This window comes from Novosphingobium sp. BL-A-41-Hi4B-X5A (genome assembly GCF_055521705.1).
The window spans coordinates 1,151,550-1,175,394 of record NZ_CM145500.1; the positions used below are offsets into that span (position 1 = coordinate 1,151,550).

22 protein-coding genes are annotated in these 23,845 nt (G+C 63.2%); 10 read left to right on the forward strand and 12 right to left on the reverse strand.

The window, feature by feature from the left end; genetic code table 11:
• Positions 1 to 3: 3 nt before the first annotated feature.
• Positions 4 to 1,311: an MFS transporter gene (locus tag ACZ1JY_RS05215; RefSeq protein WP_465130596.1), complete on the reverse strand. Its 1,308-nt coding sequence runs from the start codon at positions 1,309 to 1,311 to the stop codon at positions 4 to 6.
• 144 nt (positions 1,312 to 1,455) lie between these two features.
• On the opposite strand from ACZ1JY_RS05215, the gene ACZ1JY_RS05220 reads away from it, so the two are divergent.
• On the forward strand, positions 1,456 to 1,749 hold the full coding sequence (locus tag ACZ1JY_RS05220) for a GIY-YIG nuclease family protein (protein WP_118073518.1): 294 nt from the start codon (positions 1,456 to 1,458) through the stop codon (positions 1,747 to 1,749).
• A 388-nt stretch (positions 1,750 to 2,137) separates the two neighbouring features.
• Here ACZ1JY_RS05220 and ACZ1JY_RS05225 read toward each other — a convergent pair whose 3' ends face one another.
• The 8 genes from ACZ1JY_RS05225 to dapA all read right to left on the reverse strand — a co-directional run bounded on the left by ACZ1JY_RS05225 (position 2,138) and on the right by dapA (position 10,691).
• Positions 2,138 to 3,469 carry an aspartate aminotransferase family protein gene (locus ACZ1JY_RS05225; RefSeq protein ID WP_465130597.1) on the reverse strand — a complete coding sequence of 444 codons (1,332 nt, stop codon included), beginning with the start codon at positions 3,467 to 3,469 and terminating at the stop codon, positions 2,138 to 2,140.
• A 44-nt stretch (positions 3,470 to 3,513) separates the two neighbouring features.
• A complete protein-coding gene (locus tag ACZ1JY_RS05230; protein WP_465130598.1) occupies positions 3,514 to 4,587 on the reverse strand; it encodes a phosphotransferase in 1,074 nt (357 codons plus the stop codon).
• 14 nt (positions 4,588 to 4,601) lie between these two features.
• On the reverse strand, positions 4,602 to 5,270 hold the full coding sequence (locus ACZ1JY_RS05235; protein WP_465130599.1) for a haloacid dehalogenase type II: 669 nt from the start codon (positions 5,268 to 5,270) through the stop codon (positions 4,602 to 4,604).
• A 155-nt stretch (positions 5,271 to 5,425) separates the two neighbouring features.
• Positions 5,426 to 5,923 (reverse strand): Lrp/AsnC family transcriptional regulator, encoded by a 498-nt coding sequence (locus ACZ1JY_RS05240; protein ID WP_465130600.1) that lies wholly within the window; start codon positions 5,921 to 5,923, stop codon positions 5,426 to 5,428.
• 210 nt (positions 5,924 to 6,133) lie between these two features.
• Positions 6,134 to 8,575, reverse strand: a complete 2,442-nt coding sequence (locus ACZ1JY_RS05245; RefSeq protein ID WP_465130601.1) for a response regulator — start codon at positions 8,573 to 8,575, stop codon at positions 6,134 to 6,136.
• Positions 8,575 to 9,135, reverse strand: a complete 561-nt coding sequence (locus ACZ1JY_RS05250; RefSeq protein WP_465130602.1) for a DUF2062 domain-containing protein — start codon at positions 9,133 to 9,135, stop codon at positions 8,575 to 8,577. The genes ACZ1JY_RS05245 and ACZ1JY_RS05250 overlap by 1 nt, the downstream gene beginning before the upstream one ends.
• Before the next feature lie 105 nt (positions 9,136 to 9,240).
• Positions 9,241 to 9,723 (reverse strand): SsrA-binding protein SmpB, encoded by a 483-nt coding sequence (gene smpB / locus ACZ1JY_RS05255; RefSeq protein WP_118073514.1) that lies wholly within the window; start codon positions 9,721 to 9,723, stop codon positions 9,241 to 9,243.
• Positions 9,724 to 9,809: 86 nt separating this feature from the next.
• The gene (gene dapA, locus ACZ1JY_RS05260) at positions 9,810 to 10,691 is read right to left on the reverse strand and encodes a 4-hydroxy-tetrahydrodipicolinate synthase (RefSeq protein ID WP_168903780.1); all 882 of its coding nucleotides are present in this window, start codon (positions 10,689 to 10,691) and stop codon (positions 9,810 to 9,812) included.
• A 100-nt stretch (positions 10,692 to 10,791) separates the two neighbouring features.
• Here dapA and ACZ1JY_RS05265 point away from each other — a divergent pair, with 100 nt between their 5' ends.
• The gene (locus ACZ1JY_RS05265; RefSeq protein ID WP_465130603.1) at positions 10,792 to 12,810 is read left to right on the forward strand and encodes a lytic transglycosylase domain-containing protein; all 2,019 of its coding nucleotides are present in this window, start codon (positions 10,792 to 10,794) and stop codon (positions 12,808 to 12,810) included.
• On the opposite strand, the gene ACZ1JY_RS05270 is transcribed toward ACZ1JY_RS05265, so the two are convergent.
• Positions 12,811 to 13,218: a hypothetical protein gene (locus ACZ1JY_RS05270; protein WP_168903778.1), complete on the reverse strand. Its 408-nt coding sequence runs from the start codon at positions 13,216 to 13,218 to the stop codon at positions 12,811 to 12,813. It lies immediately after the preceding gene.
• A gap of 484 nt (positions 13,219 to 13,702) precedes the next feature.
• Here ACZ1JY_RS05270 and ACZ1JY_RS05275 point away from each other — a divergent pair, with 484 nt between their 5' ends.
• The 5 genes from ACZ1JY_RS05275 to ACZ1JY_RS05295 all read left to right on the forward strand — a co-directional run bounded on the left by ACZ1JY_RS05275 (position 13,703) and on the right by ACZ1JY_RS05295 (position 16,507).
• On the forward strand, positions 13,703 to 14,638 hold the full coding sequence (locus ACZ1JY_RS05275; protein ID WP_465129402.1) for an IS110 family RNA-guided transposase: 936 nt from the start codon (positions 13,703 to 13,705) through the stop codon (positions 14,636 to 14,638).
• 79 nt (positions 14,639 to 14,717) lie between these two features.
• Entirely contained in the window at positions 14,718 to 15,203 is a 486-nt protein-coding gene (greB, locus tag ACZ1JY_RS05280; protein ID WP_465130604.1) for a transcription elongation factor GreB, read from the forward strand.
• Between the two features lie 16 nt (positions 15,204 to 15,219).
• Entirely contained in the window at positions 15,220 to 15,849 is a 630-nt protein-coding gene (locus tag ACZ1JY_RS05285; protein ID WP_465130605.1) for a phosphoglycerate mutase family protein, read from the forward strand.
• Complete coding sequence (locus tag ACZ1JY_RS05290) at positions 15,849 to 16,028, forward strand: DUF4169 family protein (protein WP_118073510.1); 180 nt, start codon at positions 15,849 to 15,851, stop codon at positions 16,026 to 16,028. The genes ACZ1JY_RS05285 and ACZ1JY_RS05290 overlap by 1 nt, the downstream gene beginning before the upstream one ends.
• On the forward strand, positions 16,025 to 16,507 hold the full coding sequence (locus ACZ1JY_RS05295) for a hypothetical protein (protein WP_465130606.1): 483 nt from the start codon (positions 16,025 to 16,027) through the stop codon (positions 16,505 to 16,507). The genes ACZ1JY_RS05290 and ACZ1JY_RS05295 overlap by 4 nt, the downstream gene beginning before the upstream one ends.
• 52 nt (positions 16,508 to 16,559) lie before the next feature.
• Here the strand turns inward: ACZ1JY_RS05295 and ACZ1JY_RS05300 are convergent, their stop codons facing one another.
• Positions 16,560 to 17,231, reverse strand: coding sequence for an outer membrane protein (locus ACZ1JY_RS05300; RefSeq protein ID WP_118073508.1), 672 nt, complete (start codon positions 17,229 to 17,231; stop codon positions 16,560 to 16,562).
• A 245-nt stretch (positions 17,232 to 17,476) separates the two neighbouring features.
• Between ACZ1JY_RS05300 and rlmN the strand changes: the two genes are divergently transcribed.
• Positions 17,477 to 18,766 (forward strand): dual-specificity RNA methyltransferase RlmN, encoded by a 1,290-nt coding sequence (gene rlmN / locus ACZ1JY_RS05305; RefSeq protein WP_465130607.1) that lies wholly within the window; start codon positions 17,477 to 17,479, stop codon positions 18,764 to 18,766.
• 4 nt (positions 18,767 to 18,770) lie between these two features.
• On the opposite strand, the gene ACZ1JY_RS05310 is transcribed toward rlmN, so the two are convergent.
• Positions 18,771 to 21,281, reverse strand: a complete 2,511-nt coding sequence (locus ACZ1JY_RS05310) for an EAL domain-containing protein (RefSeq protein WP_240946640.1) — start codon at positions 21,279 to 21,281, stop codon at positions 18,771 to 18,773.
• 277 nt (positions 21,282 to 21,558) lie between these two features.
• Here ACZ1JY_RS05310 and ACZ1JY_RS05315 point away from each other — a divergent pair, with 277 nt between their 5' ends.
• Both ACZ1JY_RS05315 and ACZ1JY_RS05320 read left to right on the forward strand, forming a co-directional pair.
• Complete coding sequence (locus ACZ1JY_RS05315) at positions 21,559 to 22,377, forward strand: alpha/beta fold hydrolase (RefSeq protein ID WP_465130608.1); 819 nt, start codon at positions 21,559 to 21,561, stop codon at positions 22,375 to 22,377.
• A gap of 81 nt (positions 22,378 to 22,458) precedes the next feature.
• Positions 22,459 to 23,769: an FAD-dependent oxidoreductase gene (locus tag ACZ1JY_RS05320; protein WP_465130609.1), complete on the forward strand. Its 1,311-nt coding sequence runs from the start codon at positions 22,459 to 22,461 to the stop codon at positions 23,767 to 23,769.
• Positions 23,770 to 23,845: the final 76 nt, after the last annotated feature.

Here is a 23,845-nt window from a genome sequence, read left to right on the forward strand (position 1 = left end):
AAACTATATTGCAGATCGCCGTGCCCCGGTCGCCGCGATGACGGCGGCGAGACAGCAGAAAGCCCCGGCGATCAGCAACGTGCCTGACGGGTTGCCCGCTGGAAACATCCGGACCACCGCGCCCATGCCCAGGCCCATCACCAGCTGCGGCACTACAATGAACACGTTCATCAGGCCGATCGCGCCGCCTGCCTCTCCCTGCCGGGCGATACGGCTCGCCATGACGAAGGGCGCGCTGAGCATCGAGGCATAGGCTATGCCGATCAGGCCAGCGCAGACCAGCAGCAACAAGGGGGTTCCCGCCAGCGCCACACCTGCAAAGCCGAAGGAACCGGCCAGAAGGTTAGTGGAATGGACGCGAGACACGCCGAACCTCTCGAAGAGGCGGGGCAAGATGAAGGCGAAGAGCCCCGCCACGCCATTGTATGTCGCGAACATGACACCGACCCAGTCCGCGCCGTCGCCATAACGCGGATCTTCTACCGACATGGCAGCGAAAGCGCCCTGTGCTACGACAGGCGTTGCGTAGACCCACAGCAGATAGAGCGCAGCCCAGGCAAAAAACTGCATGGCCGCGATCCGGCGATAGGCAAGAAGATTGACCAGCCAGTCTGCCGAAGTCCGTCCGGCCTCGCGCTCGTCCACCTGTTGATCCGTCAAACAGATGCCGAAGCGCGCGTAGTCTTCCTTCAAGTATTCGCGCACCTTGAGGACCGTGCCGACAACCGAGATCGCCAGGCATGTCGCCGCCGCAAGGAACGCCAGCCGCACCGAGACCGGCGTGGCACCTTCGGCAACGACATTGGGCATTCCAGCGACGCTGAGGGCCTTTGGCACCAGGGCACCAAGGAACGCACCAACACCGATGAAGACGGTCTGCATGGCAAAGCCCCTGCCGTGCTGCTGCTCGGGCAAAGTGTCGCCAACCAGCGCTCGGTAGGGTGCATTAAGGGCGTTCATCGAGATTTCGAGCAGCCAGATCATTGCGATTGCCCAGACCAGGCTCGGCGCGAACGCAATCCCTGTGAGCGCAGCAGTCGCGATGGCTCCCGAACCGAGCATCCATGGCCGACGGCGCCCGAACCGCGTCCAGCTCCTGTCACTCAGGCGGCCGATCACCGGTTGAACCAGCAGCCCTGATACTGGCCCTGCGAGCCACAGTAGTGCCAGATCTTCGACGCCGGCCCCAAAGCCCTGATAAACGCGGCTGAGGCTGGCGCTCTCTATCCCGAACGTGATCTGCAACCCAAGATAGCCCGCGCTCAGACCAATGATACGGCTCTGCGTGACTGGCGGCAATGCACCCTTCATTGTTCAGATCCCTGCCATCCTCTGAACTAGGGTCGCGCGAACAGCAGTGTGTCGGCAATACCAGGGGCAGCGAAAGTCACAGCTTTCGGCACGCACTTCTAGAAACTCCGATGCAGAGCAGATCGACCCCGGCGTCCAACTCGAATGGCAGGCGCCTCACTTGGGGTGAGGAGCCACCAAGTCAAATTTCGGTGTTCTCAACAAGCGCCTTTGCTGATTGAGATAAAAGCGGAGAAGCTGGAAAGCCTGATCCACAAGGTTTTCGCCGCCGCGCAGCTCGATCTGACCATACCTGATCGGCTCGGTCACATGGTCAAACCGCGCGAGTGGTTTGTCGTGCCGCTGCAAGTTATCAACGAAGCTGTCGAAAGAATCAGAGACAGAACTATAACCGAGTTCCGCTATCATGCCGTCGAAGGCCGTCTGATACGTGCGTAGCGCTAGGACAGCGCGGAGCTGAAAAAGCTCGGATTGAAAAAATATTTGGCCACCTGGGGGTAACATTGGGGGTATCGCTTCCGGCGAATAATCAATGAGCGGCGGATTTCTTAGGTTTTCTCGGCAAGTTTCGGTGGCCTTCCGCTCTGCCACTTACTGCATTTCAGCAGACTTTCACGAACCGAGATGAACGCCAGAAGTACCCGGGTTTCTTGGTTACACAGCATTCCGAGTGCGCTGATGTATCTTCATCAGCACGTTCCAGCGCAAGAGAGACGAGCCGGGTGTCGGCAATGCGCTCGACATCACATCCACCTCGCCGCTTGAACTGTCGGTTGTTGTCTCCGGCCATGACCGCGCGGAATTTGTCCACGCTGCCGTGAAGGTGTCATCTGCTGGTGATGATCCGCAACGCATCTTCCAGCGAACGGAGAAACAACTGCACGTGCTCATCCTGGCAAACAAGCGGAGGGCGCACCTTGAGCACATCTTCGTTAGCCCCGGTGGTGCTGATGAGAACGCCGTTGTCACGCATGGCGTTTACGACGTCGAGCGCCATGGCGCGACGTTCGGCGGGAAGGCTTGCGCCCATGCCGATGTCTATGCCGAAGAACAGCCCCGCGTTGCGAATGCCAAGAATGCCGCCTGTCCGGCTGGCAATCTGCTCGAGACCCTTTCGCAGGGTTTCACTGACCGTGAGGACGTTATCGAGGATGCGATCGCGCTGAAGAATTGTCAGGACTGCATCAGCCGTAGCAATGCCCACGGTGTTGCCAGCGAACGTATTCGAATAGCGCGCCGTGACACCGAACGTCTCGACCGGTCCGCGACGCCCGACAACCGCACCAATCGGGAAGCCGTTGCCCATCGGCTTGCCCAGGGTCACCAGGTCGGGGACAATGTCGTGGCGAGCGAATCCCCAGAAGTGGGCACCTGTTCGACCAAACCCGGGCTGCACCTCGTCAGCGATTACGAGGCCCCCTGCCTCCCGAACCGCCGCGACGGCGCCGTTGAGGAAACCCGGAGGGTCGATCCAGACCCCGTCGCTTGAAAAGATGCTGTCGAACATGAAGGCGGCGATGCCGATGCCGCGACGGCGCAGATCGTGAATCGCAGCGCGTACTTCAGCTTCGAAGAAATCATTCGCCTGCTCGTCGGGAATTCCACTCGGCCCAGGCAGGTTGACGATCCGCACCGAGGGGCTCAGGTTTACTGCATCACCAAGGTTCGGTGATACTGCTGCAACGGCGGCGCTGGTGCCGTGATAGGCGTAGGCAGAAACGATGACGCCCTCATTGCCGGTGGCGAGGCGCGCAATCCGCAGCGCCAGATCGTTGGATTCACTGCCAGTGCAAGTGAATATCACGCGATCAAGCTCTGCCGGGAACGTATCGACGAGTCGCTCCGCATATTCCACGACACGCGGTTCGAGATAGCGGGTGTTTGCACTGAGGCGCGCAGCTTGCGCCGCCATCGCAGCGTTAACTTCGGCATTGCAGTGGCCCAAAGAGGGCACGTTGTTGTAGAAATCGAGATAGGGCTTGCCGTCAGGATCGTAGAGCCACATCCCCTCCCCGCGAACAAAGTGTACAGGTTTGCGGTACTGGAGCCGGTAAGATGCGCCCAGTACAGCGTCGCGCCGCGCGATTAGTGCTGCCTCCCGTTCGCGAAGTGAAACCTCGCCGGGGCGATAGCGGTTGGGCATCAGGTCGGTCGACATGGCGTGATTTCCGTTCGAAGATGCGAGTTGAGGTGAGGCTCGCTTCAGGCGGCCTGGTTCATCGCACTGCGCACTGCCCTCTCTCCGGCATCAGCATCGAGCGCCGACAGGATCGCAAGGCCGGTCTGCGCGCGCAGTACGTTTTTCCTGATGTAACTGGCCTCATCCGGAAAGAGATCGGCCCGCCAATGATTGATCAGGATGAGCGCGCTCTGTCGCGCCCGCATCAACCCTACGAGCAGGCGCGCTTCAAGGGATGTCAATGGTTGCACAGCGTGAAAGCCGGCAATCATCGCCGCCGCTCCACCCAATGGCTTGCCAGGATCGGTGACGAAGTGACTGGCAGCGATCGCCAGATCCTGAATGCGCGGATTCAAGCTCCCGTCACCGAAATCGATGAACGCAATCTCGCCGTCTGTCAGGAACATGTTGTGCGGGCTGGGATCGTTGTGCGTGATCTGCCAATCCAGTTCACCGATGCGTGGTTCTACATGGGTCAGGTAGTCTGACAGAGCCGCCTTTACCTGGTCCGCCATGTAACCGGCAGGAAGGTAAGGCAGCAGCTGCTCCAGCCAGGGCCAAGTCCCGATCTGCCAGAGCACAGGTCGATCAGGCGCAGGCGCCTCCACGCCGCGCAACGATTGCCCCAGCCGAGCCAGTGTAGCACCGACCTGCGCCAGCAACTGTTCCGTCGATTCAAGCGCGTGCAGCGGCGTGCCCCCGATCCGGGTTTGCAAGTAACCGTTGACCGCTCCATCGGCAAACAGGCCCTTGCCGTCGATGGTCTCGAGAACGCGCGGAACCTGCACGTCCGAAACGTCCTCGAGCTGGCGCAGCACAGTACTCTGGAAACGGAAGCTGTTCCGTGCCTCGGGCCGATCCGAAAGCTTAAGGATCAACTGCTGGCCAGTCGCCACTTCGATAGCAAGGGTGCGCTCGAACTCCGAGGCAAGCAGAATGGCCGAACCCTTCAGCCCGTAGTGGCGCTCCAGCAACTTGGGCGGGAGTTCGGCCGCAGGCTCGTAGGGCGACAGGGCAAGCAGCGCTGCCGCGGCGCGATACTCGGCCTCGCTCTTTGCCCTGTTGCGTGTTTCAACCGGAGGAGTGATCCCAGCCATTTGCCCGGTGCCTTTCAGAACCCGAAGACCGCAGGCAGCTTGGAAACGTCGGAAATCTCGGTGTACTCGTAGAAAGGGTTGGCTGGTTCGTGGCCGCGATTGACCCAAACCTTGCTCTTGATGCCGATATCGTAGGCCGACATCAGGTCGTGGCGGAACGAGGAAGACACGTGCGTGATTTCCTCCGGTCCGCAGCCAAGCACGTCGAACATGTGTTCGAATGCGCGCAGGTGGGGCTTGTAGGCCCCGGCTTCCTCGGCAGTGATAACCGCATGAAACGGCGCACCAAGACGCGCGACATTTGACGAAATCTGCGACACCATCGAGTTTGTGAGAATGACCAGCGGGATGTGCTGCGCCAACCGTGCGAGGCCCTCGGGAACATCCGGGTGCGGTCCCCAGGTCGGAATCCGGCTGTAGATCAGTTCCGCATCTTCGGGCTTGAACGGAACACCTTTGCGGCGACAGGCGCGTGCAAGGGCATTGTGGACGACGTCGGCATAGGGCTTCCAGTCCTGCGAGACTTCGTCGATGCGATAAGCCTGGAAGTTGCGAATGAATTCGACCATGCGGGGCTCGTCGAGCATATCGCCGTAAAGCTCCCGCGCGACGTCGGCCATCTGGAAATTGATGAGAGTGCCGTGACAATCGAAAGTCACGTACTTCGGGCGAAACAGGGCCATTTGCAAACCTCCGCGATTTCTCTGCGCAACGTCTACGGGCCGGAAAGCGGAAGGATGTGCTGAACTTTGGAATTCGACTGTCAAGATGAATCAGCCGAATCTTGAAATTCGTCAGATAAGGCTGTGCGCCTGTTCCGACGCTTATGCGGGCAAGGTCACGCTTCTTCGGGCGGGTCCGGCTCGAACAGTTCCCTGAGGGGCAGGATATCGCGATCTATGGGGGATCCGAGCACTATGTAGCTCGATATCCGGCCAACTCCGGAATTACCCGAAGACAGCCGCTCTAGGACCTGGCTATAACGCGCGATGCTACGTGCGACGACACGCAACAGATAGTCATGCCCCCCGGTCACGTGATGGCATTCCATCACTTCGGGAATCTCGCGAGCGCGATCCAGGAACCTCTCGAAGTTGGCCCTGCGGTGGTTGGTCAGCGTCACTTCCGTGAATACGACAACATGTTCGCCAAGCTTGGCGAGCGCCAGCCGGGCACCATAAGAGCGAATCAGTCCAATGCTCTCCAACCGCTTTACGCGTTGCAGACAGGGACTGGCCGTCAGGCCGACGACGTCAGCGAGCGCGAGGTTTGTGGCCCGGCCATTATGCTGCAGATGCGTGAGGATCCTGAAGTCGGTCGCATCGAGCATATCCATTTTGTCCCATCCCTCCGTTTCGGCAGTGTGGATCAGCGCTTGGGCTTGTTCACACTACCGAGTTGCATCGGAATTTTCGCGCGTTGCGATCTGCTCATCGCCCGGGATCTGCTGACTGAGCAGCTGTTTGAAGCACAAGCATCGACGAATTGCAGATGAATGTTCTCGTCAGGTGGTCGAAGTGGTCGACCGTTTCCGGCCTTCGCGTGCTCAGCGTGCCCTGAGGACCTTCTCCACCTCGTCGCATATCTGCTGAACGGAGAATGGCTTGGCGAGAAAGTGCATGTTCGGGATATCGATCTCGCGGCGAAGCTGCTCCTCGGCATAGCCCGACATGAAGAGGAACGGCAGGTCTGGACGCAGGGCCCGAATCTCACGGGCCATGGCCGGGCCGTCCATCGTCGGCATGACCACGTCGGACACGACAAGATCGAACTGGCCCCGGCCGATCGCCTCAAGCCCTTCCTCGCCATCGGCCGCCGTGGTCACCTCATAGCCCTGGCGGACGAGCGCGCGTTCGGCAACGGCACGAACGGTGTCTTCATCTTCGACCAGCAGGATCCGGCCGCCGCCTGACCATTCCCGCTTCGGTTCAGGGCTTGCCAACTGGCGCGCGGGCGCTTCGCTGGCATCGGGTACATGGACCGGAAGATAGATGCTGAAGCGGGTGAACTTGCCCACCTCGCTTTCGGCAAAGATGAAACCGCCGGACTGCTTCACGATGCCGTAGACGGTGGAAAGGCCAAGGCCGGTGCCCTTGCCTTTCTCCTTGGTGGTGAAGAACGGCTCGAAGATCTTGCCGATCTGCGACGGCTTGATGCCGTGACCATTATCTTCGACGATCAGCGCAGTGTAATCCCCCAGCGGCAGGATCTCGCTCTTCATGGCGCGGACGTCAGCCGCCGTCACCCGCCGAGTCATCAGCTTGACCACGCCGCCACCCTTGGCGCCCGTGGCGGCAAGCTTGTCGTTGATGGCATCACGCGCGTTGACGGCGAGGTTCAGCAGCACCTGTTCAAGCTGCGTTGGGTCGGCACGAACAAAGCCGAGGTCGCGATCGTGCACGACTTCGAGCGTGATCTTCTCGCCGATCAACCGTTTGAGGAGAGCGGAAACCTCGGCCACGACGTCGGGCAGTTGCAGCACCTGCGGCCGCAAAGTCTGCTGGCGCGAGAACGCAAGAAGCTGGCGCGTGAGCGATGCTGCGCGGTTCGAGTTGGCCTTGATCTGCTGGATATCGTCGTAATCGCTGTCGCCAGGCGTGTGGCGCATCAGCATCAGATCGCAGTAGCCGATGATCGCAGTCAGCACGTTGTTGAAATCGTGCGCCACGCCCCCGGCAAGCTGGCCGACGGCCTGCATCTTCGTCGCCTGGGCAATCTCCCGCTTGAGCCGGGTCTCTTCCGAGGAATCCTTGAGGCTGAGCAAGACGGCCCCTTCCCCAAGCCCGCGCACGCCGGCAAGGCTGAGCGAGACCGGCTCATCCGGTGCGGCGCGCAACCGCACGGCAACGTCGCCCGCGGTCGCCTGCCCTTGCGCATAACGGCGCACGGCATCGACCAGCGCGCCCTTGTCTTCCCTGATGACAAGGTCGGACGGGTAAGGCGGCGGGATCGTGTCGTCGTGTCCGGCCGCGCGCAGGAATGCGGCGTTGGCAAAGAGGAAGCGCCCGTCACGGTCGGTCATCGCCAGGCCGAGCGGCAGGCGCGCAAGCAGCGCTTCGATCTGCGGCAGGCCCGCCGTGACATCGCCGATGCCCTGCCCGAAGCCGCCATTGTCAATCAGCAGGAACAGCGAAGTCGTGCGCGATGGATCGGTATTGGCGACGCCATCGGGATCCGCCACCGGCACGTGGACCAACTTGACCGGCGTGCCCTTGCCGCCCTCGCGGGCGTAGTAGATCCGGTCGCTTTCGTCGCTGGCGAGGAACGAGACGAAATCGGCACCCGCCATCTGGGCACTGACCGAGCCGGTCGCGCGCTGGGCAAAGGCCGCGTTTGCGGCAAGGATCACGCCCTCGGGCGAGACCACCGCCGCCTGCAACCCTTCGCGGGCGAGCGCGCGGCCAACCTTGCCGGCGATGTGCGCCGCCATGTCTGCCACGAGATCCGGGGTCACAACCGGGGCGAAGCGCCAGACGAGGTAGTCCTCGCCGCGCCCCACGCGCACAACTTCCGCCGTCCAGGTGCCTTGGCTCGAAGCAACGCCATCGGCCTTTGCCGAGCCATCTCGCCACGCAGCGCGCGTCGCCGCTTCGAGCAGCTCGACCGAGCCGCGCTCTACCGGAAGACGTGGCGGTGCCGCGGAGATTCCGAACCAGGCGCCCATCAGGCCATTCGCACAGACCAGCCGCCCGGCTCTGTCAGTAATGGCAATGCCCACGTCGTCGCGCGCAATCGCGGCATTGGTGACCGTCCAGTCCGGCACGGCGAAATCCTGCGGTGCAGCGTCCTGGGTCGGGCGAATGGCAACGCGCAAGGCTGCGCCGATGACTGTGATTCCTCCGACAAACCCGGCGGCGAGCAGGGGCTGTCCGGATATACCCCAGAGCGCTCCGGCGCTTGCCGCCACTGCACCTGCAAGCGTAAGCCAATCGCGCAAGGGCACGGTCGGCGTGACCACAGCCGCCCCTTCGCTGGCCACGTTTGCCATCAGTCGGGAAAGTCCCGCGCGGCCGCCCGCATGTTGCGCACCTTGCGCTTGTGCGCGGTCCACCAGCGCCAGCTGAACGCTGCGAAGACATAGCCGATCAGGGCCGAGACAATGGAGATCAGGAAGAGCCCGATGACCAGCGAGGGCGCGGCATCGGACCCAAGCCAGACAAGCCATTCGCTCAAGCCCGCCCCCTTCGTCACCATGGCCTGCACGGTCGAGAAGTCCGCGTGGAACCCGAAGCTGTTGCCCACGGCAATCGCGCCCGGAAGGAACACGAACAGCGTCGTCGGCGGGATCGAGATGAAGGTCATCAGCACGGCGAGCGGGATGTTGCCCCGGCACGGCACGCACATCAAGGCCGCACCGATGATCTGGATGCCGGGGATCAGCGCGAAGATGCCGATGAACAGGCCTGCGGCCACGCCACGGGGCACCGAACGGCGCGTGAAGCGCCACAGTTCATGGCGGGCGGCAAGCGGGCGCGCGAAGCGGTTCTGCTCCATCTGCTCGCGCGTCGGCATGTTGGCCCGCGCCCAGTTGACGATCCGCTCGAACATTGCGCGCCTGTTGTACCCGTTTCCCGTCTGCCCCGCCACGGGCCGATTCTTGCGCTCTAGACCGTATTTCCTTGCCGGTCGGTGAAGTGGATCACCCGGATCGACCTATCCGTGGTCCTTCATGATCCGCGCCTTGTCACGCTTCCAGTCGCGATCCTTCATGGTGGCGCGCTTGTCCGCCACGTTCTTTCCCTTGCACAGCGCCAGTTCGACCTTGGCGCGGCCACGGCTGTTGAAGTAGATCGACAGCGGGACCAGCGTCATGCCCTTGCGCTCGACCGCACCTGTAAACTTGGCGATCTGCCGCTCTTTCAGCAGCAGCTTGCGCGGGCGCTTGGGCACGTGGTTGAAGCGGTTGCCGTGGCTGAATTCGGGCACATTGGAGTTGACCAGCCAGACCTCGCCGCCCTTCACCTCGGCATAGCTTTCGGCGATCGAGCCTTCGCCGAAGCGCAGCGATTTAACCTCGGTCCCGGTCAGGCAGATGCCCGCCTCGTACTTCTCCTCGATGAAGTATTCGAAGCGGGCGCGCCGATTCTCGGCGACCACTTTGGTTTTATCGAATTCGGGATGTACGGGGCGTGCCATGATGCTGCTGCATGTAGGCGCTGGCCCGACAAAGCGGAAGGGGAACTTCGCACTTTGTCGGGCAGCGGTTTTCCGGACGCGACGCGTCAGATCAGGCCGGCATGCTCCAGCGCTGCGTCGACCGCCTTGCGCGCCGCTTCGTTGCACGGGACCATCGGCAGGCGCAGCTCGTCCGAGATGTCCGGGAAGAGGCGGCTGAGCGCGTACTTGACCGGGCCCGGCGAGGCGTCCTCGAACATCGCGTAGTGCAACGGATAGAGCTTGTCGTTCAGCTCGCGCGCCTTCTCCAGGTCGTTGGCGGCGCAAGCGGCCTGGAACTCGGCACAAAGCTTGGGCGCGACGTTCGCGGTGACCGAGATGCAGCCGACGGCGCCGGCGGCATTGGCGGGCAACGCCAGTTCATCGTCGCCCGAAAGCTGGCAGAAGTGCTGGCCGATGCCCATGCGGTGATCGGTGACGCGCGACAGGTCGCCGCTGGCGTCCTTGATGCCGACGATCTTGTCCGGATAGCGCTTGGCCAGTTCGCAGACCGTTTCCGGCAGGATGTCGGTCACCGTCCGGCCGGGCACGTTGTAAAGCACGATCGGCAGGTCGTTGTGCTCGGCAAGGTAGCTGAAGTGGGCGATGATGCCCGCCTGGCTCGGCCGGTTGTAGTAAGGCGCGACGCAGAGCGCGGCCTGCGCGCCGCACTTCTTCGAGAAGTTCATGTGCAGCAGGGCGTTCATCGTGTCGTTGCTGCCGCATCCGGCGATCACCGGCACGCGGCCCGCCGCCTGTTCGACGCAGACTTCGATGACGCGGTGATGCTCGGCGTTCGACAGGGTCGAGGCCTCGCCGGTGGTGCCGCAAGGGACCAGCGCCGACGATCCGTTCTCGATCTGCCAGTCGACGAGGCGACGAAACGCTTTCTCGTCAAACGCTCCATCGCGAAATGGAGTCACTAGGGCCGGAATCGAGCCGGAAAACATGGACAATACCCCTCGGTTTACCCCATGATGCGGTTCGGTTCATCGTGATCCGAACCCACAGGGGCGCTGTTCAGCGCGTGATAAGGAGCCGCTCCATAGTATGTCCGGCATGGACGTGAAAGCCTTGATGTTGCGCTGGGGGTTTGCCGGGGTTCTGCTCCAGACGGTCGTCGCCTCGAGCGCAGTGCACGCAAGCGGCGCTGACGGTGCCGATGGATCCGACTGGGACCGCGCCCGTGCCAACCTGACGGCCAGCCAGGGCGGGCCGATGATGGCAGCGGTGGAGCGGTGGAAGCTGCTGACCAGTTCCAACCGCTTCGGCTTTTCCGAATATTCCAGCTTCATCCTGTCCTATCCCGGCTTTCCGGACGAGGAGAAGCTGCGCCGCTATGCCGAGCTTTCACTGGAGCGCGATTTTGCCGAGCCTTCGCGGCTGGTCGCCTATTTCAGCCAGAAACCACCGCTGACCAACCTTGGCTGCGCGCAATATGCACTGGCGCTGACGCAACTGGGCCGGCCCGAAGCGCGGGAAGTTGCACGGGCGGCCTGGCGCGGCGGGGCGATGACCGATGCTGCCGAAACCGCGCTGCTGGCGGCATGGGGCACGAGCTTCACTCCTGACGATCACGATGCGCGGATGGATGCGCTGCTGTGGTCCGGCGCCACCGATCAAGCGGCACGGCAGATCGTCTGGGTCAGCCCGGCGCGCAAGGCGATAGATGCGGCGCGGCTTGCTGCGATGCAGGGTGGCGATCCCTATGGTTTGCTGGCTGGTGTGCCGGCGCAACAGTTCAACGCCGATCCGGGCTTCATCTTCCAGCGAGCGCGGCAGTTGCGCAAGTCCGGTCAGGGCGCGGCGGCGCGCGATCTGCTGGCCAATCGCCCCTTGCTGGCACGGCAGCCGCTGGACCGCGACAAGTGGGTCGAGGAGCTGCTGGTAAATGCGCGCGGCGCGGCAACATCGGGCGATGCGCGCGCGGCCATGCGCATCGCCGCGGGGATCGACGATGCCTTTGCGCCCGGCGAGGATGTCAGCCAGCTGAACTATGGGCTGCGTGACGACTACACCTCTTTGATGTGGCTTGGCGGCACGCAGGGGTACTTCAACACCGGCGATTATGCCGGGGCGGCACCGCTGTTCTGGCGCTATGGCGCGGCAGCACGGACGCCGGGGACCCGCTCGAAGGGCTTCTACTGGGCCGGAAAGGCGGCGGCGCGTGCTGGTCAGCAGGCCGAGGCGCGGCGCTATTTCGAGATGGCGGCGCAATATGGCGACCAGTTCTATGGCTTGCTGGCGCTGGAGCGGCTGGGCCGTCCGGTGCCGCAATACGCCAAGGATTCGGACGTACAGGTTTCCGCGGACCAGCGCAGCCGGTTCTACAGCCAGCCACTGACGCTCGCCGTGCGCGAGGTCGCCCGCAATGGTGACTGGAAGACGACGGTGCGCTTCTTCAAGGAAGTGGCCGAGCAGCAGCAGACCGAAGCACAGCACATGATGGTGGCGAACCTGGCGCGCGAACTGGGTCGGCGCGATCTGGGAGTGATCGTCGGCCAAGCGGCGGCAGCCCGCGGCTACCTCGATTTCCAGCACATCGCCTTCCCGCTGATCCCGGTGCCGCCGGGCTATGAAAGCAAATGGACCGGCATCCACGCGATCAGCCGCCAGGAAAGCCAGTTCGCGCAGAACGCGGTCAGCCACGCCGGCGCGCGAGGGCTGATGCAGCTGATGCCGGGGACGGCCAACGAGCAGGCGGGCAAGCTTGGACTTTCCTACAACGCCTCGTCGCTGACGCAGGATGCCGGGTACAACATCCAGTTGGGGTCAGGCTATTTCCAGCGGATGCTCGACTATTATCGCGGGTCATGGCCGCTGGCGGTGGCGGCTTACAATGCTGGCCCCGGCAACGTGAACAAGTTCCTGCGCGCCAACGGCGATCCGCGCAATGGCGGGATCGACTGGGTGGAATGGATCGAGAAAATCCCCCTCTCCGAAACCCGCAACTACGTCCAGCGCGTGCTGGAAAACGCAGTGGTCTACGAGGCGATGAACCCGCAGTACGCCAGCTATCGCGGGAGCAATCCGATGAGCTACTTTATTGGGAAGCGGGAGCCGGGGTGATCAGTTCTGGCGGCATAGATTCGACGTGGTCTGCCTGACATAAACCAGCCGAGCGCCATCCGATGCATAGACTTCAAAGCGTCCGGAATAATCGCGGGGATGCCTAACGCGATTTCGATTCTTCCCTTCTTCAGGCAGAAGTGCCCAGAAATAGCCGATGCCCATTGTTTGTTCGAAACGGTAGTGCCCGTCGGCTTGCGGTTTAAGCTTTAACGCTGGCCTGACGCTTAGCTGATAGCTCGTTTTTGACTGTTGCGGCTCGTAGCTCAATCTCGGCGCCGAAGCTTGCATAATGCGAATTGTCGACAGACCTATCTCGAGCGCCGGAGCGCCGGGCGCAGCATAGCAACCAACGACCATGCCGGGTTGCAAATTTTCTCTTTTTGCAAAGAACGCAATAAAGATCATCGGTACGGTTACGGCCCCGATGGTAATTGCAAGAACAGTGCTGCGAACGCGGAGGGGGACGCCAGAGAGGAGACTTGATGCCATCGCTCAAAACATACACCCGCTTGAAACCGTAACAACCGCGAACCTCGCTGCAAGGGCAACAGAGCCCGGGATGACGGGTTAGTGTTGAGGCCGCCGTTCTCGATCCTCCCTGTTCTTGCGAAGCACAAACGGCGAGGTGTCAGCGGCGCAGCCGGTGACGGAGGGATTCCTAGCCTTCCCCTCCACCACCCGCTGCGCGGGCGGTCCCCCTTGTATCTTGAAAATGGTGCATGATGCGATTGCGGGAGGCTCCGCTAGCGGAGCCTCCCGCCCGTTCGCGAGCCCGTGTCCCCCTTGGTCGTAGCAGCCCGCTGGGGAGCTTGGGCCCGGACGGATCTTCATCAACCCGAACGGTTGCACGGGGCGTTGACCCCGCACACGCAAGGATGGGAACGGAGATATGGCACAGCACGATCAATTTGTCGGTATCGATGTCAGCAAGGCGCGGCTTGATGTCTGTCTGTGGCCGCAGAATGAGGCCTGCGCTTTTGCCAACGACCGGGATGGCTTGCGAGCCTTGATCCGGTGGCTTCGCCGCGTCAGACCCCACGCAGTCGGCTTCGAGGCTTCGGGTGGTTATGAACGCGCTCTGCTGACGGCTCTATGCGAGGCAGACCTGCCCGCTCGACGCGTCAACCCGATGCGCGTGCGCCAGTTCGCCCGCGCTGCCGGGATTCTGGCCAAGAACGACAGGATCGATGCTGCAGCGATCGCGCATTTCTGCGCTGCGCTGCCCCAGCGCGAGGTGGTCCACGATCCTGCCCGCGCCATGCTCGGCGAACTCGTCACGGCACGCCGCCAGCTGTGCGAGGAGCGCACCCGCTGCGCCAACCAGGCCGAGCAGACTGCCAGCGCGCTGCTCAGGCGGATCGCTGCACAGCGGATCAAACGGCTGTCAGCCGAGATCGCGCTGGTTGAAGCAGAGATCGCACGCCTGATCGCGGATCACCCCGAACTTGCCGAGCGCAACGCAATCATGCGCTCGGTGCCAGGCGTCGGGCCGACAACCGCGGCAACGCTCCTCGCGTTCATGCCGGAACTCGGTGCAATGAGCGCCCGACAGGCCGCATCGCTCGTCGGCGTCGCGCCTTTCGATTGCGAAAGCGGGGCCTTCAGGGGCAAGCGACGCATCGCCGGAGGGCGCAAACCTCCCCGCGATGCACTCTATATGGCCGCCCTCGTCGCAAGTCGGCGCAACACCACAATGGCCGTCGCATACCACAATCTGAAAAACGCCGGAAAACCAGCAAAAGTCGCCCTCGTTGCGATCATGCGAAAACTCATCACAGCTCTCAACGCCATGATCCGAAACAAACAGAAATGGGCTGCCACATAGACGGTTGCTCCCCATTTGTCCTGCGGAAAAACGGGGAGGATTTGTTGTCTCTGTTTTCGTCCTCGCCCACAAGCGGGGCATGAAACCTGACGGCCACCCCATCACTCCCGCCGGATTTGCGGCCCTGCGCGCGCGCTATGATCATCTCCTTGGCACCGAACGCCCCGCCATCGTCGAGATCGTCAGCTGGGCCGCCGGCAATGGCGACCGGTCGGAGAATGGCGATTATCTCTATGGGCGCAAGCGGATGCGGGAGATCGATCGGGAGCTGGCGTTTCTGGCGCGGCGGATGAAGGCGGCGCGGGTGGTTGATCCTCGCGCACAGGAGGATCGGTCGCGCGTGCTTTTCGGGGCGAGTGTCGAGATTGCCGACGAGGACGACAACCGCAAGGTGCTGACACTGGTTGGCGATGACGAGCAGGATGCCTCGAAGGGGCTGATCGGGTGGAGCGCGCCGATTGCCAAGGCGCTGCGCGGGGCGCGGGTGGGGGATTTGCGCGTGGTCCGGCTGCCTTCGGGCGAGAAGGAGTGGGAAATCATGAGCGTTTCCTATCCCGACGCCTGAGGCTATGAGACTGCCCATGAAACGGGGTCGCTTCTACATCATGCGCCACGGCGAGACGGTCTATAATGCGACGCGTCGGCTGCAGGCCAACCACATCCATACGCCACTGACGCGGCAGGGCTTCGAGCAGGCGGTGGCGATGGGCTGCGCGCTGAGGGCCGAACTGGGCGAGCGGCCGCAGGTGACGTTGCACATCTCCGACACTGGTCGCGCCTTGCAGACGGCGGCGTTGATCGCCGAGGAACTGGGACTGGACTGGTTCGCCGGGCGGAGGACCATGGATCTGAAAGAGATCGACATGGGATCGTGGTGCGGCCGGTCCTACAGCGATGTCGAGGACGAGGTCGGCCCGATCGTGATCGAGGACCACCTGCTGCGCCCTGCCCCCGATGGCGAGGACTATCCGATGATCGCAGGCCGGCTCAACCGCTGGCTCGATGGACTGGCGGACGAGAGCGGCGATCACATCGTGGTGATGCACGGCATCTCGAGCCGCGTGCTGCGCGGGATCATGGCGGGCCATCCGGTGCATCCCGTCCACGGCGCGCCGATCGCGCCGTCGCTGGTGCAAGGTTCGATCGCGCTGGTCGAGAACGGCGAGGAGCGCGTGCTTTACGGTTCGGAACGCGGGATCGAGCACGCCTGATGGGCGATGTCGTGAACCTGCGCAGCGTGCGCAAGGCCAAGGCGCGGGCCTCTCGCGAAGTGGAGGCGCAAGCGAACCGCGCGAAGTTCGGGCGGACCAAGGGTGACAAGCTGCGCGAGGCGCAGGACGCCGAGCGGGCCGCAAAGCTCCTCGACGGCGCGAAACGGGAGGAGCCGTGAGGCGGCTGCTGGTTCTGGCGGCGCTGGTGATTGGCGGGACCGCGGTGGCGCGTGACAGCCTTGGCGTGTTCGGCACCTGGGGCGCGTTCCGCGATCCGGGCGTGCCGCGCTGCTATGCGATTGCCATGGCCGAGAAGGTCAACGGCCGCGAGCAGGCGTTCCAGCCTTACATGACTGTCGGCTTCTGGCCCAAGCGCGGCATTCGCGGGGCCGTACACATTCGGTTGGCACGGCGGCTCGCGCCAGGTTCGTCTGTCAACGTCTCGTTCCCGGAAGCGAACTTCACTTTGCAGGCAGGTCAGGCCGATGCATGGCCCATGGACCAGCGCGCCAATGCCGGGATCATCGCCGCGATGCGCAGCGCGCCGCGCGTGGTGGTGACGGCGCAAGGCGCGGACGGGAAGCGCTTTCGCGATGTCTACCCGCTCAATGGCGCGGCCTCGGCCCTGGACGCCGCAGCACTGGGATGCGCGGGATAGGAAAAGGGCGAGCCGTGCGGCCCGCCCTTCCCTTTGCTTCTCAACGTGACGCTTAGAAGCGGACGCCGACGCCAGCCATCACCGAGTGACGGTCAGTATCGATGTTGAAGCGGCTCGAATCCGGCGTGTTGCCGTTGAAGTCGAATTCGCCTTCGCTGTAGTTCGAATACTTGTACTCGAGCTTCACGAACGAGTTGGTGCCAAGCTTCTGCTCGACGCCCGCACCGACGCGGTAACCATCGGTGTCGAGACGCTGGCGCAGGTTGGTGGTGCCGTCAGTGCCCTGCAGGTTGAAGCGGGCGTTGCTGTAGCCACCCTTGACGTAGACCATCGTGCTCGGGCTCATCGCGTAGCCGAGGCGGGCACCGAAGTAGTACTGGCGACCGGCATCAACGCGGCCGAGGTTGAACACGGTCGGCTGGCTGTTGTTGTAATCGCGGCTGGCGCTGCTGTCGGTGATTTCGGCTTCCGCACCGGCAACAAGGTTGGTGCCAAGCGGAATGTCGTAACCGATCGCACCGCCGTATTCGACGCCGTCGATCGACTGCTTGATGTCGCGGGTGGTGTCGATGTCCTCGCTGCTGCCCGAGCGGATGTGGTCATACCCGACAAGGGCTTCGGCGTGGAAGCCGCTGAACGCCTCGGCAGGGGTAGCGTCCTGCGCGTACGCAGGGGCGGCGGCGATGGCAGTGCCGGCGGCGAGGATTGCGCAGATCTTCTTCATGTCTCACTCCATTCGAAACTTCCTGCCGGTTCTGTTGTCGATTGCGACCCGACAGTGACCGGTGGAATGAGCGGAACTGCATCCGGTTTCCTGAACCTCACACAACAGGAAACCGTGACATTTCAGCCACATAAATTTCGATGATTTGAGCCTCACAGGCGATGAAATGCCGGAACGGGGGCGCACGCAAGGCGTTCGCGCGAGCCTCGTTTGCGCCTGACGCCACGAATCACTATATGCGCGCGATGCAGAGCCAGATCGATCCCAGCCCTTCGCTTCCCGCCAACATGCCCATCGCCGGGCACGTTGATCCAGTTCCCGTGCCGCGCGAGGTGACGCCGCGCGAGGATGGCCGGGTGGACCTGATCGGCTTGCCCAAGAAGCAGATCGCCTCCCTGTTCGAGGCTGCCGGCCTGGATGCCAAGGCGGCAAAGCTGCGCGCGAAGCAGGTGTTCCACTGGCTGTATCATCGCGGCGTGACAGACTTCGACGCGATGACCGACATCGCCAAGACCATGCGCCCGTGGTTGGCCGAACGCTTCGTTATCGGTCGCCCGGACATCGTCGAGGCGCAGGTTTCGACCGACGGCACGCGCAAGTGGCTGCTGCGGACGGCGGACAAGCACGATTTCGAAATGGTGTTCATCCCCGACGCCGATCGCGGCACGCTGTGCGTTTCGAGCCAGGTCGGCTGCACGCTCAACTGCCGCTTCTGCCACACCGGCACGATGCGCCTGGTGCGCAACCTGACGCCGGGCGAAATCGTCGGCCAAGTCATGCTCGCGCGCGATGCGCTGGGCGAATGGCCCAAGGCTGGTGGCACGATGGCCGGGCTGGATTTCGACGATGAAGACGAGGAAGCGGCCAGCGCCTACACCCCCGATGGCCGCCTGCTTACGAACATCGTGATGATGGGCATGGGCGAGCCGCTCTACAACTTCGACAATGTGCGCGATGCGCTCAAGCTGGTGATGGACGGCGATGGCCTTGCGCTGTCCAAGCGCCGCATCACGCTTTCGACGAGCGGCGTCGTGCCGATGATGGAGCGCTGCGGCGAGGAGATCGGGGTAAACCTCGCGGTCTCTCTCCACGCGGTGACGAAGGATGTGCGCGACGAGATCGTGCCCATCAACCGCAAGTACGGCATCGACGAGTTGCTGCAGGCCTGCTCCGATTATCCCGGCGCTTCGAACGCCCGCCGCATCACGTTCGAATACGTGATGCTCAAGGACAAGAACGACAGCGACGATGACGCACGCGAACTGGTGCGTCTGATTCGCCAGTACAAGCTGCCGGCCAAGGTCAACCTGATCCCGTTCAATCCCTGGCCCGGTGCGCCCTATGAGTGCTCCAGCCCGGAGCGGATCAAGAGCTTTGCCAACATCGTGTTCGAAGCCGGGATCAGCGCGCCGGTGCGCACCCCGCGCGGGCGGGATATCGACGCAGCGTGCGGCCAGCTGAAGACGGCGGCGGAGAAGAAGAGCCGCGCCGAGCTTGACCGTCTTGCTGAAGAGAAGATGGCAGCGCTGGGCTGACCGGTCAGCCGACCTTGCGTTGAACCACCGGCTCGGGCTCGCTCCTGACCGGTGGAATGCCGGCCACGGCTGCGATGCGTCCGCCCTCGTCGAGCCTGAGCGGCATGGAGAATTCCACGCCCATGCGATCATCGCTTGACCAGCGGCAAGTTGCCGTGACCGCGTGGTTTTCAGCCAGCAGCACCCGGAAGATAGTTCCCGGAGGCACGTTCCACAAACCTTCGATCAGCGCGCCGGTCTGGCTGATATTGCGGACCATCGCGTTGTAGCGATGGCCGCCGTGATCGAGCACGACCTTGCGCAGCATCGACTGGCGGGCGGCACGCGCGGATCGTGGCCCTTGCGCGATAGCCATGAGGCCGGTTGAAAGGCGGGCAGCGGCGTTCATCGCCGACAGCGGCCTCTCGTAGATATAACCCTGGACGTGGCTGCAACCCAGCATGCGGACGAGGTCCAGCTCGTCCAGCGTCTCGACGCCTTCGGCCGTCGTTTCCATGCCGAGCGCCTCGGCAAGGCTGACGATCGAGGCGATGATTGCGCCATTGCGGCTGCCCGGTTGGGTCGCACCGCGAACGAAGCTCTGGTCGATCTTGATCTTGTCGAACGGCGCCGATCGCAAGTAGCCGAGCGAGGAATAGCCCGTGCCGAAATCGTCCAGTGCCAGGCGCACGCCAATGGCCTTCAACGACTTGAACATCTGGTCGGTGCCCTCGTCGTCGTTGAGGAACACGCTCTCGGTGATTTCCAGTTCAAGGCGTTCTGCTGCCACCTGCGAGCTCGCCAGCGCGTTGGTGACGATCACCGGAAGCGACGGATTGGCGAACTGCAGTGGCGAGACGTTTACAGCGACGCGCACGTTCTCGGGCCAGCGCGCAAGATCCTGACAGGCAGTGCGCAGGGCCCACTCGCCGATCGGCGCGATCAGGCCGGTATCTTCCGCTATGGGTATGAACCGGCTCGGGCTGATCCAGCCATGCTCGGGATGGTTCCAGCGCAGCAGCGCCTCGAAACCGGTGATCTTTTCGGTCGCGGTCTGCACGACGGGCTGGTAGTAAAGTTCGAGGCCGCCGTTCGAGACCGCATCGCGCAGGTCTTCCTCCATCTGGCGGCGCTCTTCAGCATCGCTGTGCAGGTCCGGCGCATAGAAGTGGAACCGGCCGCGCCCGCCATCCTTGGCGGCATAGAGCGCCAGATCGGCATTGCGGATCAGTGCCTCGCTGGTCACGCCATCGTCCGGGGCCAGCGCAATGCCGACAGACGCGCCGATCATCACGCGACTGCCCTCGATCGAATAGGGCTGCGACAGGCTCTCGATGATGCGATGCGCCAGATGGCCGAGTTGCTCACGCTCGATCTTGCCAGGCAGGATGACCTGAAATTCATCGCCACCAAGGCGACCGACGCGGCCCATCTTGCCGACAACCCGCTCCAGACGCTGCGCCACCTGCTTGAGCAGCGCATCGCCGGCAGGATGGCCGAGCGTATCGTTCACCTGCTTGAAGCGATCAAGGTCGAGCAGGAAAACCGTGCAGGCCCGTTGATGCATTTGCGGAGCGAGGAGGATCTTCTCCAGCGTCTGCGACATGCGGAAGCGGTTGGACAGGCCTGTCAGCGAATCGAAATGCGCAAGCCGCGAAGCATGCTCCTGCGAGCGGCGCTTCTCGGTAAGGTCCGTGCCCGAGCCGCGGAAACCGGTGAAGTTGTTGAACGTGTCGTAAGTCGGCCGGCCGGTAATCGACCACCAGCGCTCCTCTTCCGCTGTCGCTGCCCGCACCGCAAGTTCACCGAAGCTGGATCGCGCAGAGAGGTGGAAGGCCAGCGTTCGCTCGCCTTCGCCCGATTGCTCGGACAGGTTGAACAGCTCGGCAAAGGGACGCCCGATCAGATCGTCGACCTTGCGACCGAGAATCTCGGCAACAGGCGTGGACAGATATGTCAGCTGGCCACGGCGATCGGTTTCCCAGAACCAGCCCTGCCCCGTCTCCTCATAGTCGGAAAGGATTTCCTGCGCGCGGGTGGATGCGCGCTGGTCGTTTTCCTGCTTCTCGCGGAGCAACAGGTCGATCTTGCGCTGGCGCAAGTAGGCCGCCACGGAAATTGCCACGCCGACGAGCAGGGAGAAATACCCGCCGAACGTGCTTGCAACGCAGGTTACGCCCGACCACACGGAGATCTGCGCGGCCAGCACGCCGACCAGACGTCCCGAAAGGACCACTGTCGCCAGCAGCGAGACCGTTGCCACGGCGACAAGGCAGTAGAACCATTCGATCTGGCCGGAAGCGCCCCAGACGCCCATCGCAGAGCCAAAAAGGAACATCGGCAAGGCTACCGCTGCGCCCATCAGCGCCATCCGCGGCCCGGTCTCCATCTGGTTCTGCGCTTCATGGCGCACCGCGAGCTTCGACAAATGCGTGGCAATCGCGGCGACCACGGCCAGAAGCGCCGCCAGCGGGTTCGGAATTACGAGGTTAAAGCAGGCAACCAGCAGCGGAAGCGCCAGCATGACATAGGCCATTTGCGGCCATTCCGGTGCAATCAGCCGATTGGACGAATCGCTGCCAAACAGAAAACTGGCCCCCGCTTCGGGCGCGGCCGGCGCGGCGGTGCGTTCCCGCCGACGCGTACGCGCGAAGTCGCGCGTGGCAGTTTGCCTGTTTGATTGAGTTGCAGTGTCTCCCGGCATGACCCGTGTTTGCACGACCGTGCTTTGAGAAAGCGTTAAGCGATCCGTATTCGTGTACTTTTGCTGCGAGTGCGAAGGTGCTAGTCAGCGTCTGGAGCGTGGGGACAAAGTGAACAGTACACCGAAACAGTCAAAGATCGGCGTTGCCGGTCGTCGCCTCAACATCGCGCGCTGGCACGAAGGGGCCGGCAGGGGCCGACATCGCCCGCTGCTCATGCTTAACGGCATCGGCATGAACCTCGAACTGCTTGCTCCGGTCGCCCGGGCCCTGCCAGAGCGCGAGGTGATCTGCTTCGACATGCCGGGCATCGGCGGCTCTCCCGATCCGGTCCTGCCCTATACGATTCCGAGCATGGCGCTGACCACGGCGTCGCTGCTCGATCTCCTGGGCATCGAACAGGTTGATATCCTCGGGATCAGTTGGGGCGGCGCGCTGACCCAGCAGTTCGCCTTCCAGCACCGCGCCCGGACCGGCCGGATCGTTCTTGCGGCAACGGCATCAGGCGGCGCGACAATGGTGCCCGGCAACAGCTCCATGCTCGCCCACCTGTCCGATCCGCGCGAGTACACGGTCGAGCGGACGCTGCGCCGGAACCTCGCCTCGATCTACAATGGTGGCGGCAGCGGAAAGGTCTCGCTCAATGCGGCCAAGGCGCCCTCGCCGCTCGGTTTCTCATACCAGATGATGGCGTTTGCCGCCTGGAGCAGCGTGCCGTTCCTGCCGCTTCTGTCCATGCCGGTGATGGTCATGGCGGACGAGGAGGACCAGCTGGTCCCACCCTCGAATGCCCATTTCCTCCACAACGCGATCCCGCACAGCCGGATCGAGATGTTCCACGGTGGTGGTCACCTGTTCATGCTCTCCCAGCGCGACCGCTTCATCGAAAAGCTGCGCGCCTTCCTTGACGAGGATATCCACCACAGCTGATCGTGTACTTCGCTGGCCCGCTTTCCTTTTGCTGTCTTGACGATAGCATCGGCCAAAGACTCGAAAGGCTGAGGAGAGGCCATGCGGCATATCGCGATCGTCGGTTCGGGACCGGCCGGGTACTACACCGCGGAAGCCGCGCAAAAGCAGTGGGGCGATGACGTCCTCATCGACATTTTCGACATGCAGCCCGTGCCTTACGGTCTCATTCGCTTCGGGGTGGCCCCCGATCACCAGTCGATCAAGGGCGTAACTCGGCGCTACGAACAGACCGCCCTTGCCGACAACGTCCGCTTCGTCGGCAACGTCAAGGTCGGCCAGGACGTCTCGATTGCGGAACTGCAGGGCCTGTATGACGCGGTCGTGCTCGCCACCGGCGCTCCGCGTGACAAGGACATCGGCGTTCCGGGCGACCATCTGAAAAACGTATTCGGCAGCGCGGCCTTCGTCGGATGGTACAATGGCCACCCCGAATTCGCCGCGCTCGACCCCGACCTGTCCGGCCACACCGCGGTGGTCATCGGCATGGGCAACGTGGCGCTCGACGTGACGCGCATTCTTTCCAAGACGCGCGAGGAGTTTGCCGGAAGCGACATCGTGGCGCATGCGCTCGAAGGGCTGATGGCATCGAAGATCAAGCGCATCGTCATTCTCGGACGGCGCGGACCTCACCAGATCATGATGACGCCCAAGGAACTGGGCGAGCTTGGCCACCTTTCCCGCACTGCGCCGTGGGTCGACCCGCGCGACTTGCCCGAGGAAGTGGAGGACGCGCTGCTCGAACCGGGCATCCGCAAGTCCGTGACACATCTGCGCTCGTTCGCGGCGATCCCGGAAAGCCACCGCGCCGACCTGCCGCTGGAGGTGGAGTTCGATTTCTTCGCCTCGCCCCGGGGCCTTATCGGCGAAGGCAAGGTGCGGGCGATTTCCGTCGAGCGGACCCGTATCGAGGCGGGCCGCGCGGTGGGTACGGGCGAGTTCTACGAGATACCGGCAAACCTCGTGATCTCGTGCATTGGCTATCAGACCTCGCCGATCGAGGGCGTGCCATTCGACGATCGCGCCGGCCGCTTTGCCAATGACGAAGGGCGCATCCTCCCCGGCCTCTATTGCGTGGGGTGGGCGCGGCGCGGGCCTTCGGGCACGATCGGCACCAACCGTCCGGATGGCTTCGGCGTGGTTGAAATGATCGCCGAGGACTTTCCGCAAGGCCAGCGCAAGACCGGGCGCGTGGGCTTCGATGCCCTGGCAGTCGCGCGCAAGCTGGACGTGGTCAGTTTCGATGACTGGAAGAAGATCGAGGAAGCCGAGACGTCCCGCGCACGGGAGGATGCCCCGCGCGAGAAGTTCGTCGACGTCGAAGAGATGATCAGGGCCAGCGGCCACGATTGATGCAACGCCTTGCCCGCACGGTTGACCCTCGGGCAAACCTCTGACTTAATCGCCCGGTTAACGCGACGGGCCGCCG

Excerpts from the sequence above, each read along its gene's own strand:
- ACZ1JY_RS05215 (WP_465130596.1), bottom strand. The coding sequence starts at position 1,311 with ATGAAGGGTGCATTGCCGCCAGTCACGCAGAGCCGTATCATTGGTCTG.
- ACZ1JY_RS05220 (WP_118073518.1), top strand. The coding sequence starts at position 1,456 with ATGGCAGGCGCCTCACTTGGGGTGAGGAGCCACCAAGTCAAATTTCGG.
- ACZ1JY_RS05225 (WP_465130597.1), bottom strand. The coding sequence starts at position 3,469 with ATGTCGACCGACCTGATGCCCAACCGCTATCGCCCCGGCGAGGTTTCA.
- ACZ1JY_RS05230 (WP_465130598.1), bottom strand. The coding sequence starts at position 4,587 with ATGGCTGGGATCACTCCTCCGGTTGAAACACGCAACAGGGCAAAGAGC.
- ACZ1JY_RS05235 (WP_465130599.1), bottom strand. The coding sequence starts at position 5,270 with ATGGCCCTGTTTCGCCCGAAGTACGTGACTTTCGATTGTCACGGCACT.
- ACZ1JY_RS05240 (WP_465130600.1), bottom strand. The coding sequence starts at position 5,923 with ATGGATATGCTCGATGCGACCGACTTCAGGATCCTCACGCATCTGCAG.
- ACZ1JY_RS05245 (WP_465130601.1), bottom strand. The coding sequence starts at position 8,575 with ATGGCAAACGTGGCCAGCGAAGGGGCGGCTGTGGTCACGCCGACCGTG.
- ACZ1JY_RS05250 (WP_465130602.1), bottom strand. The coding sequence starts at position 9,135 with ATGTTCGAGCGGATCGTCAACTGGGCGCGGGCCAACATGCCGACGCGC.
- smpB (WP_118073514.1), bottom strand. The coding sequence starts at position 9,723 with ATGGCACGCCCCGTACATCCCGAATTCGATAAAACCAAAGTGGTCGCC.
- dapA (WP_168903780.1), bottom strand. The coding sequence starts at position 10,691 with ATGTTTTCCGGCTCGATTCCGGCCCTAGTGACTCCATTTCGCGATGGA.
- ACZ1JY_RS05265 (WP_465130603.1), top strand. The coding sequence starts at position 10,792 with ATGTCCGGCATGGACGTGAAAGCCTTGATGTTGCGCTGGGGGTTTGCC.
- ACZ1JY_RS05270 (WP_168903778.1), bottom strand. The coding sequence starts at position 13,218 with ATGATCTTTATTGCGTTCTTTGCAAAAAGAGAAAATTTGCAACCCGGC.
- ACZ1JY_RS05275 (WP_465129402.1), top strand. The coding sequence starts at position 13,703 with ATGGCACAGCACGATCAATTTGTCGGTATCGATGTCAGCAAGGCGCGG.
- greB (WP_465130604.1), top strand. The coding sequence starts at position 14,718 with ATGAAACCTGACGGCCACCCCATCACTCCCGCCGGATTTGCGGCCCTG.
- ACZ1JY_RS05285 (WP_465130605.1), top strand. The coding sequence starts at position 15,220 with ATGAAACGGGGTCGCTTCTACATCATGCGCCACGGCGAGACGGTCTAT.
- ACZ1JY_RS05290 (WP_118073510.1), top strand. The coding sequence starts at position 15,849 with ATGGGCGATGTCGTGAACCTGCGCAGCGTGCGCAAGGCCAAGGCGCGG.
- ACZ1JY_RS05300 (WP_118073508.1), bottom strand. The coding sequence starts at position 17,231 with ATGAAGAAGATCTGCGCAATCCTCGCCGCCGGCACTGCCATCGCCGCC.
- rlmN (WP_465130607.1), top strand. The coding sequence starts at position 17,477 with ATGCAGAGCCAGATCGATCCCAGCCCTTCGCTTCCCGCCAACATGCCC.
- ACZ1JY_RS05310 (WP_240946640.1), bottom strand. The coding sequence starts at position 21,281 with ATGGCCTATGTCATGCTGGCGCTTCCGCTGCTGGTTGCCTGCTTTAAC.
- ACZ1JY_RS05320 (WP_465130609.1), top strand. The coding sequence starts at position 22,459 with ATGCGGCATATCGCGATCGTCGGTTCGGGACCGGCCGGGTACTACACC.